This window comes from Flavobacterium hauense, assembly GCF_054457175.1.
In genome coordinates, this window is record NZ_JBTKVX010000018.1 from 53447 (window position 1) to 68962 (window position 15516).

Consider the following 15516-nt stretch of genomic DNA (forward strand, 5'->3'; position numbering starts at 1 on the left):
TTTTTTATTCCTTTAAAACAGGGCGGTTTACAGATGTTTTTTAAATTTATTCTAATCTTTGAGTAGGGATTTTAACAAATGGTTTGTTCTAATAGCATCGAACCAATTAAAACCTTCTTATGAAAAAGAAACTACTTTTCTTAGCTATTATTCTTTTAATTGCAGTTAAAGGATTCTGTCAGGCAGAAGCCTATCCTGCACCGAATATTAATCAATGCGGCAGTGAGGTATTTGACCTTACTGTGCAGGATCCAATTATTTTAGGCAATCAGGATCCTCTGAATTTTACAGTTATTTATTACCTTACTCAGGCTGATGCCGCTAACGGAACAAATCCAATTGCTAATCCTGTTTTTTTTGTGTCACCATCGCAACAGCTTATTTTTGCCAAGGTTGTCAATAATGAAAATGGAGATTCTGACATCACTGTTTTTCACATAAGCTGGTTGTCAGGGATATATGTTCCGGATTTACCGGATGTACAATCATGTGATGCTTACGAATTGCAGCCTTTGACATCCGGATCATATTATACTGGCCCGGACGGCACAGGAACATTGTTAGGTCCCAACACGTTGATAACTTCAACCCAAACTATTTATTTATATGCTGAAAGCGATTGGGGATGTTCAGACGAATCAAGTTTTCAGGTAACAATTGTAACACTACCTGATTTTAATGCACCTCTCCCTTTACAGGCTTGTGCTAATGAAGACGGAGTGGCTATTTTCGATTTAACTCAGGTTATACCACAGGTTACCGGTGGCGTGATAACAGGTTATACCTATACCTTTCATCAAACTCAGGCAGCAGCACAAACGGGTACGAATGTCATACCTAACCCTCAGGCATATGCCAGTGTAGCAGGTGTGGTATATGTTTCTATGGTGCAGTCAGGAACCGTTAGCAATTGCCGTTGGGTGGCTCCGGTACAACTGATGCCGATAATTTGTAACGGAAATACAATTTCAGGTTTTGCGAGATTGAACCTTGATAATGATTGCAATACATTTGAAGAAGCTGTAGCAAACCTTCCCGTATATTTAACCCATGATAATGATGTATACATTACTTATACTAATGCCGATGGCTACTATAGTTTTCAAAATGTTCCGGATGGTGCTAATTCGGTTTATGTAAACGCCATACCATCTGCTACAATATCACCTACAGTTTATGGTATAACAATGCCGGGATCTGCTGCTGAAAAGAATTTCTGTATTACTCCTGAGGGAGACGTTGTAAGCGATGTAGCTGTAACAATGATTCCGATTACTACAGCACGTGCAGGTTTTGTGGCTTCATACGCTATAATGTATCAAAATTTAGGAAATACGACCAAAAGCGGAAATGTAACAATTCAGTTTGATGGTGCTAATATGGTATTTTCAAATGCAATTCCTGCGATGGCACAATCAGGAAATACAGTAACGCTTAGTTATTCAAATCTTATGCCTTTTCAATCTAAAGTAGCTTTGGTGTACTTTACGATCAATGTACCTCAAATAACACAGGTGGGAACTGTACTTAATTTTACAGCTTCTATCACACCGCTAAACGGCGATGTAAACGTAGCAAATAATACTTTGGTTATGAGTCAGACTGTAGTTGGTCCTTACGATCCAAATGATATAACGGTGCGTGAGGGGGAATATATTACTGAAGCACAGGTTGCCAATTATCTGAATTATACTGTTCGTTTCCAAAACAAAGGTACTGCTAATGCTGAAAATGTTAGGATAGTAATTGATCTTGACGAGAATCTTGACTGGTCTACTTTTGAAGCTATATCCGGAAGTGATGACTTTACAGTAAAACGTTCAGGAGAAGAGATCGAATTCCTATTCACAGGTATCGATCTTGCTTTTGAAAATACAGCTACTGGTGTAGTCCCTGAAAGCAACGGTTACATGATTTATAGGATTAAGCCCAAAGCAAGCGTTACAATTGGTGATTCTATGTGGGCGCAGGCAGATATTTACTTTGATTTCAACGATCCAATTACAACAGAACCAATAAGTACTACAGTACAAAGTGTAGCGGGTGTTAATGAAAATACTCCTGATAGTTTCACTGTTTACCCTAATCCTGCATCTGCTAATGTTAACCTGAGGGTTGCCAATGCTGATAATGGCTTTGATGTTTCGGTGATAGATATGCTTGGTAAAACCATAGTGAGAGACAATTTTACTGCTAACGAAGCTGTTTTGGATATTTCAGCCCTAAATAGTGGTGTTTATTTTATAAGTATTACTGCTGACGGTAAAAACCAGGTTAAAAAACTTGTGATTAAATAATTAATGTAAGACAATATGATTAATAAAAAATGCCCCAATTAAGGGGCATTTTTTATTTTTTAGGTTCTTTTGATAATGACTCTTTCTTGTAAAAAGGTATCAGATAGGAAACTGTATAATTCATTCCGGCACCAAAACTGCCATCGTAGGTACGGTTAAAACCGGGTATGTAAAGATTGTCGAAGTTATCAGGCTTGGTTTCTGCTAACAATATATTAAGGCGTACGCTAAAACCAACAAAAAGATTTTTTGCAACTTCGGCCTTTACACCACCTACAACTTCTATCCAATGGGCTGTTAGTCCTGAATAATTTTTGTCGGGATACAGAGTTACATCTTCAAAATAATCTGTTGTATCATAAATTGTATATGAATTAAGATTTTGACTAAATGTAGAGAAACCATAGCGCATACCTACATAAATCATGTTTTGCATGTCAAGCCAGTTTTCATAAACATTATAATCAAAGCCTACTTTAAGGTAACTGCCTTTTGTAGTAAAATTTAGCTGAGCATCGTCTACGGTATATTCTGTTGTACCTAATTCGGCGGCAGCAAACATTTTATGTGTAAGCCTGTAATCTCCCACAACTTCAAATCCGGTAAAACCGTCTTCAAAAAGCGAACGTGCCGGCCTGTAAAGGTCGCCTCCTATACGAAGTCCATATCGTTCTGTTTTTGCAATAGGCGATTTGGTAATAGTGTCCGCGACTTTGTTCTGCTGTGCAAAACCCGAAAAAGCTGCAAGTAGTAAAAGGCTAAAAATAGATTTTGACATGTGCTTCATCTTGGTTTTCAATATATGGAGTAACAACTGTATAGTCTTCTATAAGTGGACCGTCTGTACCGGGTTCAATTAACGGATTTGGATTACCGTTTGTTTCAGGCAGCAGGGTAAATGTTGTTTTATAACCACAGGCACGTGATACATAAGTATTCGTACGGGTGTATTTTATTGTAAACAGGTCGGTATTGCTTGTTTTTAATCCTAAAGGGGATACAGAATTATATCTTAATGCCCAGGTTACCTCGTCATGGTCTGTTCGTAATGGCAGGATAATTCTGGAAACTCTGGTTAACGTATCCTTATCAGGAGGCAGCATGTCATCCTCTCTTCCGGGTACATAATATCTGAAATTAGCGACTTCGATTTTTTGGTCAGGTTCTGTCTTACTGTAAAAGTCGACCACAAGGCCCGGTGTTGTAGGTGTACCGTCTGCACAGATATCATCCTTTTCACAACTCAAAAGATAAGTGGTAATTACGAGTAGCAGGGCTATAGAAGCTATTAGTCTTTTCATAAAGGCAGTGCCTGTTTATGTTATCGTTTTTCTAAAAGTACAACATTTTCCACATGGTGCGTTTGCGGGAACATATCTACAGGACGCACACGTGTAACTTTATATTTTTCGTCCATCAGGGCAAGGTCACGTGCCTGTGTAGCCGAATTACAGCTTACATACACGACCTTTTCAGGAGCTATTTGTAATATCTGCTCTACAACATCTTTATGCATACCATCACGTGGTGGGTCGGTAATAATAACATCCGGCCTGCCATGTGTATTTATAAATTCATCATTGAAGACAACTTTCATGTCGCCAACAAAGAATTCGCAATTGGTTATGTTATTTCGTTTTGCATTTTCTTTTGCATCTGCAATAGCTTCAGGTACGGCTTCAACCCCAATAACCTTGCGGGCTTTTTTTGATACGAACTGTGCAATCGTACCGGTTCCTGTATAAAGGTCATATACCAGTTCATTACCGGTTAGCCCGGCAAATTCGCGTGTAATGCTGTATAGTTCATAAGCCTGGTCAGAATTGGTCTGGTAAAACGATTTGGCATTGATACTGAATTTAAGGCCTTCCATCTCTTCAAGAATATAATCACGTCCTTTATAAAGCACAACTTCCTGATCATAAATAGTATCATTCGCTTTACTGTTAACAACATACTGTAGCGAAGTTACGTGTGGAAAACGTTCTGCTAAGAAATCAAGCAGCAACTCTCTTTTTTCCTTATCATCTTCAAAGAATTGAATAAGTATCATAATCTCCCCGGTTGAGGCAGTACGTATCATTAAAGTGCGCAGAAGCCCTTCGTGGTTGCGTGGATTGAAAAAACTAAGTCCATTTGCATTTGCAAATTCCCTTACACTGTTACGTATGCCATTACTTGGATCTTCCTGAAGGCTGCAATGAGTAATGTCAAGGATCTTATCCCAGGCTTTAGGAATATGAAAGCCAAGTGCATTAGCATCGGATATTTCTACGCCGCTATCTACTTCAGCCTGTGTTTTCCAACGTGCATTAGAAAAAGAAAACTCCATTTTATTTCGGTAATAGAATTGCTTCTCCGATCCCATGATAGGTTCAAAATCGGGAAGTTCTACTTTACCAATACGTTTAAGGTGGTTATAAACCTCCTGATTTTTATAGAATAATTGCTGAGAGTACTGCATATTCTGCCACTTACAGCCTCCGCATGAGCCAAAATGGCTGCATACAGGGTCAATTCTGTGTTCAGAATAGGCATGAAAGTTTATAGCCCTTCCTTCATAGTATGCCTTTTTCTTTTTAAAAGTCTGTACATCAACTACATCTCCGGGTACTACATTTGGTATAAAAATTACTTTTCCATCTGGTGCCTTTGCTACTGATACACCCTTAGCACCGGCATCCAGCACTGTAATATTGTCAAATACGATCTTGTCTGTCTTCTTTCTTCCCATGCGGCAAAAATAAGGTATATTATTATAAAATTTAAATACATTTGCTACAATCTCATTAAACTAAACACCATGTTTACCTACCTGGCCCTGCTTCGGGGTATTAATGTCAGCGGAAAAAAGATAATTAAAATGGAAGATCTGCGCAAAGTCATGACCGACGCAGGCTACTCTGATGTGAAAACATATATACAAAGTGGCAATATTGTTTTTAGGAGTGAAGAGAAATCAAAAGTTAAGATTGCAAAAGCAATTGAATCGTTAATTGAAACGCAGTATGGATTTGATGTTACAGTTTTTGTAACCGATAAAATGGCTGTAGAAAAAGCCGTTGATGATAATCCATTTGCAGAGGGCAGGGAAGAAGAGGCGGCGGGTTTTAAAAAACTCTATGTCACGTTTCTTTCAGAAGTTCCTGCTCCTAAGAATATTGAAACCTGCGCCAGGCGCCAATAGGTGATGATTTAATTGAACTTTTAAACGATATTCTTTATTTTAAGCTGGAATCCAAAGCATCGGATTCTAAATTATCTAATAACCTGATAGAGAGTAAGCTTAAAGTGAGGGCTACCACACGAAACTGGAATACTACGCTCAAACTGCTATCAATGATGGAGTAGTTTAAAATTTTGTTAAAGTAAATGCAACCAATTTTATGATTACGTAATTTAGGATAGTAATTAAACTTATAAAATGAAAAGAAATGCAACGGCCGTTTGGTCAGGTTCCTTAAAGGAAGGTGCGGGAAAAATAACTACTCAAAGCAATGTATTAAGCAATACTCAGTATTCTTTTAAAACCCGTTTTGAAGATGGTAATGGCACCAATCCGGAAGAATTAGTTGCAGCTGCACACGCCGGTTGTTTTACAATGCAGTTAACTGCCTACATAAATGAAGCAGGTTTTAATGTAGCTTCTATCGAAACAAAGTGTGATATTGATTTCCAGGACGGAAGCGTTATTGGCTCACATCTGTCTGTCCTTGCAAGGGTAGACGATATTGAAACAGATGAGTTTCAGCAGCTGGTAAAAAAAGCAGAGACTAATTGCCCAATTTCAAGGTTATTGAATACGGCTATTACATCCAATGCTACATTAGTACGGAGTTAAGTTTATTTTTGATTTCATATTTAAGGTCCCGTCTTACGGGACCTTTTTTCATTTCAAGATTTTATATCTTTGGATGGCAAAATCACCAATCATGAATCGTTTTGACAGAATAACAGCAATACTTATCCAGTTGCAATCTAAAAAGGTTGTAAAAGCACAGGATCTGGCCGATAGGTTTGGTACAAGCTTACGCACCATTTATCGGGACATTCGTACACTTGAAGAGGCAGGTGTGCCCTTATATGGTGAGGCCGGTATTGGATATTCGATAGTAGATGGATACAGGCTGCCTCCAGTTATGTTTACGCAGGAAGAGGCAATAGCATTCGTAACCGCCGAAAAACTTATGGGGAAATTTACGGATAGTGCACTCAATACTAATTTTGGTTCTGCCATGTATAAAGTTAAGGCGGTTTTGAGAGGTACAGAGAAAGATATTGTTGAAAACCTTGAAGAACAGATTATTGTTATTGACAGGCCAAGAAATACTACACCGCCAGCCAATATTCTTGATGTTTTGCTTAAAGCGATAGCCGAAAAGAAAGTAGTAAAAATGATGTACAAAGCATTTGGCAATGATATAAGCGAAAGGTTAATTGAGCCTATAGGCATATTTCATGAACATGAGAATTGGTACACTATTGGGTTTTGTCACTTAAGGCAGGAGTACCGGCAATTTCGTATTGACAGGGTAATAGAAATATATCTTACCAGCCAGGCACAAGAGGAACGTACATCTTTAAAAGAATTTCAACAGCTTCAGGAAAAAACAAGGGCAGGCTTTGCAGTCCAGAAGGCAGTCATTCGTTTTGATAAAAACATAGCTGTTTACCTTCAGGATCGCCGTCATTATTTCGGATTTGTGTCAGAGATAGTGACCGATGATTATGTTGAAATGACTTTCCTGTCCCAATCGCTGGAAGAAGGTCTTGCACGCTGGTTTATAATGTTTGCTGATAAAGGAGAAATTATTGAACCGCAACTATTAAAAGATACTGTAGCCAGATTGTTAGACACTATGGCTAAAAAAAATCCAATTACTGAAAAGCTGCTGACATAGGGTTGTCATAACCTGTTATTTTCTTTGTACTGTAAAACAATAAAACCAATTAATTATGGAACTTATTAAACTATTACAGAAAGAAATGGAACAGGAAGCAGTAACAACGCACAAAATGCTGAGCCTTGTACCTGCCGCAAAATTTGACTGGCAGCCCCATCCTAAAAGCATGACCCTAAGAAGGCTTGCTGCTCACGTTGCTGAACTGCCTGCATGGGTTGAGATGGCAATTACTACCGATGAGCTAGATTTCGAAAATAATCCTTACACACCTCAGGAAGTGCAATCGTCTGAAGATGTATTGAACTACTTTGAAGAATCACTAAAGAAAGGGAGAGAAGCTTTGGCTAATGCCGATGTAAATACCTTTGGTAAAGAATGGATACTGCGTAGCGGTGAACAGATATACAGTAAGGAAACAAAATATGATATTATCAGGATGGCATATTCGCAGATCATACACCACAGGGCACAACTGGGAGTCTATTTGCGATTGCTGGATATACCATTGCCGGGTAGTTATGGACCGTCTGCCGATGACATGAGCTTCTAAGCAAATTTATTGAAAAACCTCATTTTGTTTAAAATGAGGTTTTTTGTTTGCATTTAATTCAGAGTAAACACAACATTATTTTATTTTTAGTAATTTGCACGCTTATTGGGATGATTTCTCTCCATAAGAAGGAATTGCTGTTTGACAAACAAAAAATAAAAAATCAATGTCAGTTTTAGAAAAATTAAGCTCGGCTGATGCCATTGCTTTGGAGGACAAGTACGGAGCACACAATTATCACCCACTGCCGGTAGTATTAAGCAGGGGAGAAGGTGTTAATGTATGGGATGCAGAAGGAAAAAAGTATTATGATTTCCTGTCGGCCTATTCGGCAGTAAACCAGGGGCACTGCCATCCCAAAATTGTAAATGCAATGATAGCACAGGCTCAGACGCTAACGCTTACATCGCGTGCTTTTTACAATGACCAGTTGGGAAGGTATGAAGAGTTTGTAACCAGATACTTCGGGTTTGACAAGGTATTGCCAATGAATACGGGTGCAGAAGCAGTTGAAACGGCAATCAAGTTGTGCCGCAAATGGGCTTATGAGAAAAAAGGCATTGCAGAGCATGAAGCAAAAATTGTAGTTTGTGAAAATAACTTTCACGGAAGAACTACTACTATCATTTCGTTTTCTAATGACGAGAATGCAAGAAAGAACTTTGGTCCTTACACCGCAGGCTTCATTAAGATAGCCTATGATGATGTTGCCGCATTGGAAAATGTTCTTAAAACTGAAAAAAATATTGCAGGTTTCCTTGTTGAGCCTATTCAGGGAGAAGCAGGAGTATATGTGCCTGGCGAAGGTTACCTGGCTAAAACAAAACAACTGTGTGCTGAGCATAATGTGCTTTTCATTGCTGATGAAGTGCAAACAGGTATTGCACGTACTGGTAAATTACTAGCAGTTCATCATGAAAATGTGCAACCGGATGTTCTTATTTTAGGTAAAGCACTTTCAGGTGGGGCATATCCAGTATCAGCTGTATTGGCTAATGATGAGATAATGAATGTGATCAAGCCTGGTCAGCATGGCTCAACGTTTGGGGGTAACCCTGTTGCTGCGGCTGTAGCTATTGCTGCGCTTGAAGTGATCGAAGAAGAAAAGCTTGCTGAAAATGCCGAGGCCATGGGGCAGCTTTTCAGGGAAAAAATAAATGAATATATCGCTACCAGTACTATTGCCACTCTTGTAAGGGGTAAAGGGTTACTAAATGCAATCGTAATTAATGATTCTGAAGATAGCTCTACAGCATGGGATATATGCATGAGCCTAAAGGAAAATGGCTTGTTGGCAAAACCAACACACGGAAATATCATCCGTTTCGCACCACCTTTGGTAATGAATAAAGAACAACTTTTAGACTGTGTTTCGATTATAATCAAAACACTTAAAACTTTCGAGAAATAATAATTTATGGAGAATAATTCTGCTTTTGACTCTTTTGAAATGCAGGTTTCCAATTCTGCTCAGAGTTTTCTTAAAACTGCTGCCAATTGGGCCATGTTTTTATCAGTTATAGGTTTTATTTGCCTTGGTTTTGGACTGCTTATGTCGTTTGGTATTATGGCTGCAGGACAGGCGCTCGATGAGATACCCGGATTTATGGGTGTCATCTCAGCTATATCACTGGGTATTATAATGCTTGCATTTACAGTATTGTTTTTTCTACCAGTCCTGTACCTGTTTAAATTTTCAATTTCAACCAAAAAGGCCATTGATCAAAACAGTACAGAAGGAATCACAAAAGCCTTTAGTAACCTGAAATCTTATTTTATGTGGTCAGGGATATTGACAATTATTTGGATACTGTCCTACATAGGTTTTATTATTGTATTTGCAACGGCAGCCGCAGCCATGCGAAATGTGTAATATCTTTTCATGAAATTATAAAGGTCTCGCTCAGTAGCGGGACCTTTTTGTTTGCTTTAGAGCCTTTTCTGGTCTTAAAAGGTAGCAGATTATAATATGCTACCTTTTAGGATGAATTATAAGCGGCCTGAAAACTAAAACTTGCGAAATTTGGTAAAAATTACTTTTTGAGAATGCCAATTTCAAAGAACATGCGTAGTTATTCAAAATACATTTTTACCATACTTTTTATAGTAACCGGATTTTCTGTTTACAGCCAGACTGAAACACTTAACCAGTTCTGGAACGAGTATGCTTTTACAAGAGACCTGAGTGAAAAGTGGGTTGCCGAACTGGATGCAGGACTAACTACCAGTGGCGTACCCGATGAGAATACTATATTTTACGGGTTCACACAGTTTAGTTTCCGTGGCTGGATACATTATTATCCTGCAAGCCGCTGGAAGCTTTCTTTTTTTTATGCCTATTATTATAATGAGAATGTACCAGAGCTTAATCAGAATAAGGCGCCTGAATATCGTTTTGCTTTTCAGGCAACTTATAATTTACTTAAGCACCGCCGCATCAATGTTAATCTGAGGGGTAGGTTTGAAGACCGGAATATAAAAACTGATGCCGGTATATATGAGTCTGTTGAGCGTTTCAGGTTTCAGGCCAGGGCAGTTTGTCCTATAAACAAGCCCAAAATAGAATCAAACACTTTATATGGCTTTGTATCTGATGAATTATATTTTAAAACAAAAAGTCAAATAAGCGGCAGTGATAATTTTGACCGTAACCGGGCTACGATAGGATTAGGCTATAAGGCATCAAATGATTTCCAAATTGAAATCTCGTATGCCAATGAATATTTACCCCGTGAGGGAAACGATAAGGTCTATAATGCTTTACAGGTGAATGTTACCTTCAATAACCTGCTGCCTAATACCTTTAAGCATTTTAAACGTAAAGAAACTGCAGTTGATGATGGTGCTCCAAGTGGAGGTGGCGGATAATATCAGACTTATTATTCAAGGAGCGACAAAATCTCATTAATCGAAAAGCGGGCACCACATACAAATTCATCTGCAGCACCATAATAAATGATGAGTTCATCGCCATTCACAACATGGCCATTAGTAAATACCACATGTCCAAAAAAACCTGTGAGTTCATATTCTTCTGTAGGAATCATAATGGGTTGAATGGTGCGGGAAATTACTTTTGAAGGATCATCAAGAGCCATAAGGAATGCACCAAGGCAGTATTGATGATCAGTATTTGCGCCGTGATAGATCTCCAACCAGCCGTACTCTGTTTTTATTGGAGCCGCACCGGCACCAACTCTGGCACTATCCCACAGTTGCGGCCTTGTTTTAATTATGCATTTGTGATTTCCCCAATGGATGCCGTCGGGGGATTCTGCCAGCCAAATATAATTTCCGCCAATAGCTACACTACTGGGACGATGCAAAGCATAATATTTACCATTGATCATTTCTTCAAACAGGGCACAATCTTTATTGTGAGGTGGGAGTACCATGCCTTTTGATTCAAAAGTTTTCCAGTCCTTAGTCATTCGCAGTCCAACGCCAACACCATTTTCTGAAACTGCAGTATAGGTAAGATAGTAGACGCTTTCAACTTTGCTTACACGACAATCTTCTATGCTAAATTGTTCAAGGTATCCCTTTCCAAACAGCATGCTATCCTTTTCGGGTTCATGAAAATGCAAACCATCATCGCTGTATAGCAGTCGTAAATGTGAAATGGTTGTCAGATAGTCCGATCCTTTATAGTTAATTACCCGTGCATCATTGGCTATCAGGTCAGGATCATCCAGCTTAACTTCTATAATTTCGGTTATTCCATCCTCATTCATAGCGGGAAAGAAAATAACACCTTCTTTTTGAGGACTACATTCAGCAACTCTTACCAGTAGCCATGTTTTGTTATCGAATGTAAACACGCCGGGGTTAAGCAGACTGATAACCTGCAATGATGTATTACTTGCTTTAATGTCTTTTGGAGACAGTAATGGATTTTCAGGAAAGCGTCTGGCTATGTCTTTGATAGGCAACATTGTGATCGGGGAATTTGATTTAAACAAAGTTTACTCTATTCCTGTAGACTGTTCTTAATTTTTTGATAAAGTTTTAAATAAAGAATCCCTTTCAAATTATGTGTTTGAAAGGGACTGATGTTTAAATGTTGCCGTATTGTTTAAATATCAAATCGATCAAGATTCATTACTTTATGCCATGCTGCTATAAAATCGTTTACAAATTTATCTTTAGCATCGGCACTTGCATATACTTCTGCAATAGCCCTTAACTCTGCATTAGATCCAAATACAAGATCGGCACGTGTTCCGATCCATTTTAGAGCTCCGGTTTTACGATCGCTTCCTATATACAATTCTTTATCTTCAGATGCAGCTTTCCATTCGGAATTCATATCCAGCAGGTTTACAAAGAAATCGTTGGTAAGCTGCCCCGGAGTTGAAGTGAAAACCCCATTTTTGGAACCGTCAAAGTTAGTATCCAGCACACGTAATCCACCAATTAGTACTGTTAGCTCTGATGGGGTAAGAGTAAGCAGGTTAGCTTTGTCAATTAATAATTTTTCAGTTGATACGGGAAGTTTTGGCATACGATAGTTACGAAAACCATCAGCTTTAGGTTCAAGGTAACTGAATGATTCAACATCTGTCATCTCCTGTGATGCATCCATACGGCCGGGAGTAAAGGGAACAGTTACAGTATATCCTGCTTCTTTTACCGCTTTTTCGATTCCTGCACTACCGGCGAGAACAATAAGGTCTGCTAGCGATATCCTTTTTCCGCCTGCCTGGCCTACATTAAAATCCTGTTGAATACCCTCAAGTGTGCTTAAAACATTTTTCAATTGTGCAGGATTGTTCACCTGCCAGTCTTTTTGAGGTGCCAGCCTTATCCGTGCACCATTGGCGCCGCCACGCTTATCAGAACCTCTGAATGTTGAAGCCGATGCCCATGCTGTTGATACCAGTTGAGATATGCTAAGTCCAGATGCAGCGATTTTAGCTTTAAGGTCAGCTATATCGCTTTCATCAACTAATGTGTGGTTAACTTCCGGAATAGGATCCTGCCATAATAACTCTTCCTGCGGAACATCCGGACCAAGATAGCGGTCGCGTGGTCCCATATCACGATGTGTAAGCTTAAACCATGCTCTTGCAAATGCATCGGCAAATGCATCCGGATTTTCTAAAAAGTGCCTTGATATTTTTTCATATTCAGGGTCCAGTCGTAAGCTAAGGTCGGTAGTAAGCATGGTAGGCAAATGCTTCTTAGAGCTATCATAAGCATCTGGGATAATAGCCTCGGCATTTTTGGCAACCCACTGGTGTGCGCCTGCCGGACTTTTTGTGAGTTCCCATTCAAAGGCAAAAAGATTTTCAAAGAAATTATTGCTCCATTGGGTAGGTGTTTTTGTCCAGGTAACTTCGAGTCCGCTGGTTATTGTATCAGGCCCTTTACCTGATTTATAGTTATTGTGCCAACCGAATCCCTGAGACTCCATTCCGGCAGCTTCAGGTTCTTTGCCAACATTGTCTGATGGTGCTGCACCATGTGTTTTTCCAAAGGTATGTCCACCGGCTATCAGCGCAACGGTTTCTTCGTCATTCATGGCCATACGGCCAAAAGTATCGCGGATATCTTTTGCCGCTAAAATAGGGTCAGGGTTTCCGTCAGGACCTTCAGGATTTACATATATAAGTCCCATTTGCACAGCAGCGAGCGGTTTTTCAAGGTTACGGCTGTGAATATCCCCATCGGCATTATCATCTGATGATACTACTCCATGTTCTTTTGGTACGCCTTCAGAGCCGTGTGCATAGCGTATATCGCCTCCGAGCCATTCCCTTTCCGATCCCCAATATACATCCTCTTCAGGTTCCCATACATCTTCGCGGCCTCCTGCGAAACCAAACGTCTTAAAGCCCATTGATTCTAATGCTACATTACCGGTAAGTATCAATAAGTCAGCCCAGGAGATTTTGTTTCCATATTTTTGTTTGATTGGCCAGAGAAGCCTGCGGGCCTTGTCAAGGCTTACGTTATCAGGCCAGCTGTTAAGCGGAGCAAAACGCTGTTGTCCTGATCCTGCACCGCCACGGCCATCACCTACACGGTATGTTCCTGCACTATGCCAGGCCATTCTTATGAATAATCCCCCGTAATGTCCAAAATCTGCGGGCCACCAGTCCTGAGAATCTGTCATAAGGGCATGAAGGTCTTTTTTTACAGCTTCAAGATCAAGGCTCCTGAAAGCATCGGCATAACTAAACCCTTTATCCAAAGGATTAGATAGGGGAGAGTGTTGCCTTAATATATTTAATTTGAGCTGGTCCGGCCACCAATCGTTATTTTTTGTACCTCCATTATCAACGGCTTGTTTCATTGTGCCATTGTGAAACGGACATTTACTCAGGTCATTGGATTCGTCTTTCATACTTTTTGATTTAGGATTTAATGAAGTGTTCAGTTAGTCAAAAGTATAAAGTTAAGATATTGACTTATAATATCATAATCATTTAATTCTATAGGGTAATAGCATAAATTTATGATCTGATCCTATACTATTGAGCCTGAATATCGAGCATTGGTTAATCTACCTGATTCTTCATCGCATTAGGAACATATATATCAAAACGTGCTCCATTCATAGGTTCTGAAGAAGCTGTTATAATACCATTGTGGTTATCAACTATCTTCTGCACAATAGTAAGGCCAATACCCGTACCTTCATAGGCATCCCTGTAATCGAGCTTCTGGAATACCTCAAATATCTTTTCGCTGTACTTAGGATCGAATCCAATTCCGTTATCCTGAAAAATAATATGGCAATAATCCTCCTCAGGAGAAAGTTTTTCGATTTTCAACGCTGCGCCTTTTGCTATATAACTCTTTATAGAAATATATGGAGGACTGTCTATCCTCGAAAACTTAATCGAATTACTTATCAGGTTATGTAATAGCTGGGTAAACTGAAAAGGGATGATGTTAAGGATTCCATGAAGTTCAGATTCTATGATAGCGTTTTTTTCGAGTATATCTTCACTTAAAGCTTCTTTAAGGTCATCAAGAATGGCATTGAGATCGATTTCTTCAAACCTCCTTTCAGACGAATTGGTTCTTGAGAACATTAGCAGACTGTTTATAAGCTGTCGCATACGGTTAGCAGAATACAATATCCTGCTAAACTTTTGCTTACTGCTGTCTGATAGTTTTTCTTCTTCAGTTGAGAGTATCATGTTCGAGAAAATCTCAATTTTACGCAAAGGTTCCTGTAAATCATGACTTGATACATAAGTAAATGCATCTAGTTCCTTATTTTTGATCTTAAGGTCTCTTACATGCCTTTCAATTTCGGCATACTGCATTGAGAGCTCCCTGTTTGCGGCAAGTATGGCATCATTCAGTATTTTGGTTTCCTCTTCTTTAACCTTTAATTCGTGATTTTTTTTATACAATTCTGCAAATACAGCGATTTTAGCCTGGAGGATTCCTGCCGAGAGCGGTTTAATCATGTAGTCTACCGCACCTGCCTGATAACCTTTAAAAATATAATCCTGGGTATTCATATTTGCCGTCAGGAAAATAATGGGTACATGCTTTAGCTTATCGCTTTGACGTATCATCTCCGCGGTTTCAAAACCGTCCATTAAGGGCATTTGTACATCCATCAGGATAATTGCAAAATCCTGATCCTTTAATAATATACGCAAAGCATCCTTTCCGGATGAGGCTTCCACAAACTCATATCCGCGATCGGCAAGGATAACCTGTAACGATAACAGGTTTTCCTTTTTGTCGTCAACAATTAAAATTTTGATTATAGTATCCATTTTATTTTCCATTGTCAACA

The 15516-nt window shown here is 39.2% G+C and carries 14 protein-coding genes; 8 read left to right on the top strand and 6 right to left on the bottom strand.

Annotated features, from left to right (window positions below):
* Positions 1-119 precede the first annotated feature (119 nt).
* Positions 120-2297: a T9SS type A sorting domain-containing protein gene (locus ACX0HA_RS13395; RefSeq protein WP_458845799.1), complete on the top strand. Its 2178-nt coding sequence runs from the start codon at positions 120-122 to the stop codon at positions 2295-2297.
* A gap of 52 nt (positions 2298-2349) precedes the next feature.
* Here ACX0HA_RS13395 and ACX0HA_RS13400 read toward each other — a convergent pair whose 3' ends face one another.
* The 3 genes from ACX0HA_RS13400 to rlmD are packed head-to-tail and all read right to left on the bottom strand — an operon-like array spanning position 2350 to position 5031.
* Positions 2350-3075, bottom strand: coding sequence for a DUF6048 family protein (locus ACX0HA_RS13400; RefSeq protein WP_458845800.1), 726 nt, complete (start codon positions 3073-3075; stop codon positions 2350-2352).
* Positions 3056-3598, bottom strand: a complete 543-nt coding sequence (locus tag ACX0HA_RS13405; RefSeq protein WP_458845801.1) for a DUF6452 family protein — start codon at positions 3596-3598, stop codon at positions 3056-3058. Before ACX0HA_RS13405 ends, ACX0HA_RS13400 begins: the two co-directional genes overlap by 20 nt.
* A 20-nt stretch (positions 3599-3618) precedes the next feature.
* Positions 3619-5031 (bottom strand): 23S rRNA (uracil(1939)-C(5))-methyltransferase RlmD, encoded by a 1413-nt coding sequence (rlmD, locus tag ACX0HA_RS13410; RefSeq protein WP_458845802.1) that lies wholly within the window; start codon positions 5029-5031, stop codon positions 3619-3621.
* A gap of 69 nt (positions 5032-5100) precedes the next feature.
* Here rlmD and ACX0HA_RS13415 point away from each other — a divergent pair, with 69 nt between their 5' ends.
* The 7 genes from ACX0HA_RS13415 to ACX0HA_RS13445 all read left to right on the top strand — a co-directional run bounded on the left by ACX0HA_RS13415 (position 5101) and on the right by ACX0HA_RS13445 (position 10619).
* Positions 5101-5484, top strand: a complete 384-nt coding sequence (locus ACX0HA_RS13415) for a DUF1697 domain-containing protein (RefSeq protein ID WP_458845803.1) — start codon at positions 5101-5103, stop codon at positions 5482-5484.
* 237 nt (positions 5485-5721) lie between these two features.
* Positions 5722-6138, top strand: a complete 417-nt coding sequence (locus ACX0HA_RS13420) for an OsmC family peroxiredoxin (RefSeq protein ID WP_458845804.1) — start codon at positions 5722-5724, stop codon at positions 6136-6138.
* A 91-nt stretch (positions 6139-6229) separates the two neighbouring features.
* Positions 6230-7198 carry a helix-turn-helix transcriptional regulator gene (locus ACX0HA_RS13425; protein WP_458845805.1) on the top strand — a complete coding sequence of 323 codons (969 nt, stop codon included), beginning with the start codon at positions 6230-6232 and terminating at the stop codon, positions 7196-7198.
* 55 nt (positions 7199-7253) lie between these two features.
* A complete protein-coding gene (locus ACX0HA_RS13430; RefSeq protein ID WP_458845806.1) occupies positions 7254-7751 on the top strand; it encodes a DinB family protein in 498 nt (165 codons plus the stop codon).
* A gap of 166 nt (positions 7752-7917) precedes the next feature.
* Positions 7918-9162, top strand: coding sequence for an ornithine--oxo-acid transaminase (rocD, locus tag ACX0HA_RS13435; RefSeq protein ID WP_458845807.1), 1245 nt, complete (start codon positions 7918-7920; stop codon positions 9160-9162).
* Between the two features lie 6 nt (positions 9163-9168).
* Positions 9169-9624, top strand: a complete 456-nt coding sequence (locus tag ACX0HA_RS13440) for a DUF5362 family protein (protein WP_458845808.1) — start codon at positions 9169-9171, stop codon at positions 9622-9624.
* Positions 9625-9815: 191 nt separating this feature from the next.
* On the top strand, positions 9816-10619 hold the full coding sequence (locus ACX0HA_RS13445) for a DUF2490 domain-containing protein (RefSeq protein WP_458845809.1): 804 nt from the start codon (positions 9816-9818) through the stop codon (positions 10617-10619).
* Between the two features lie 11 nt (positions 10620-10630).
* Here ACX0HA_RS13445 and ACX0HA_RS13450 read toward each other — a convergent pair whose 3' ends face one another.
* The 3 genes from ACX0HA_RS13450 to ACX0HA_RS13460 all read right to left on the bottom strand — a co-directional run bounded on the left by ACX0HA_RS13450 (position 10631) and on the right by ACX0HA_RS13460 (position 15496).
* Positions 10631-11686, bottom strand: a complete 1056-nt coding sequence (locus ACX0HA_RS13450) for a glycoside hydrolase family 130 protein (protein WP_458845810.1) — start codon at positions 11684-11686, stop codon at positions 10631-10633.
* Positions 11687-11826: 140 nt separating this feature from the next.
* Positions 11827-14100, bottom strand: coding sequence for a catalase/peroxidase HPI (katG, locus tag ACX0HA_RS13455; RefSeq protein ID WP_458845811.1), 2274 nt, complete (start codon positions 14098-14100; stop codon positions 11827-11829).
* A 154-nt stretch (positions 14101-14254) separates the two neighbouring features.
* Entirely contained in the window at positions 14255-15496 is a 1242-nt protein-coding gene (locus ACX0HA_RS13460; RefSeq protein WP_458845812.1) for a response regulator, read from the bottom strand.
* Positions 15497-15516 lie beyond the last annotated feature (20 nt).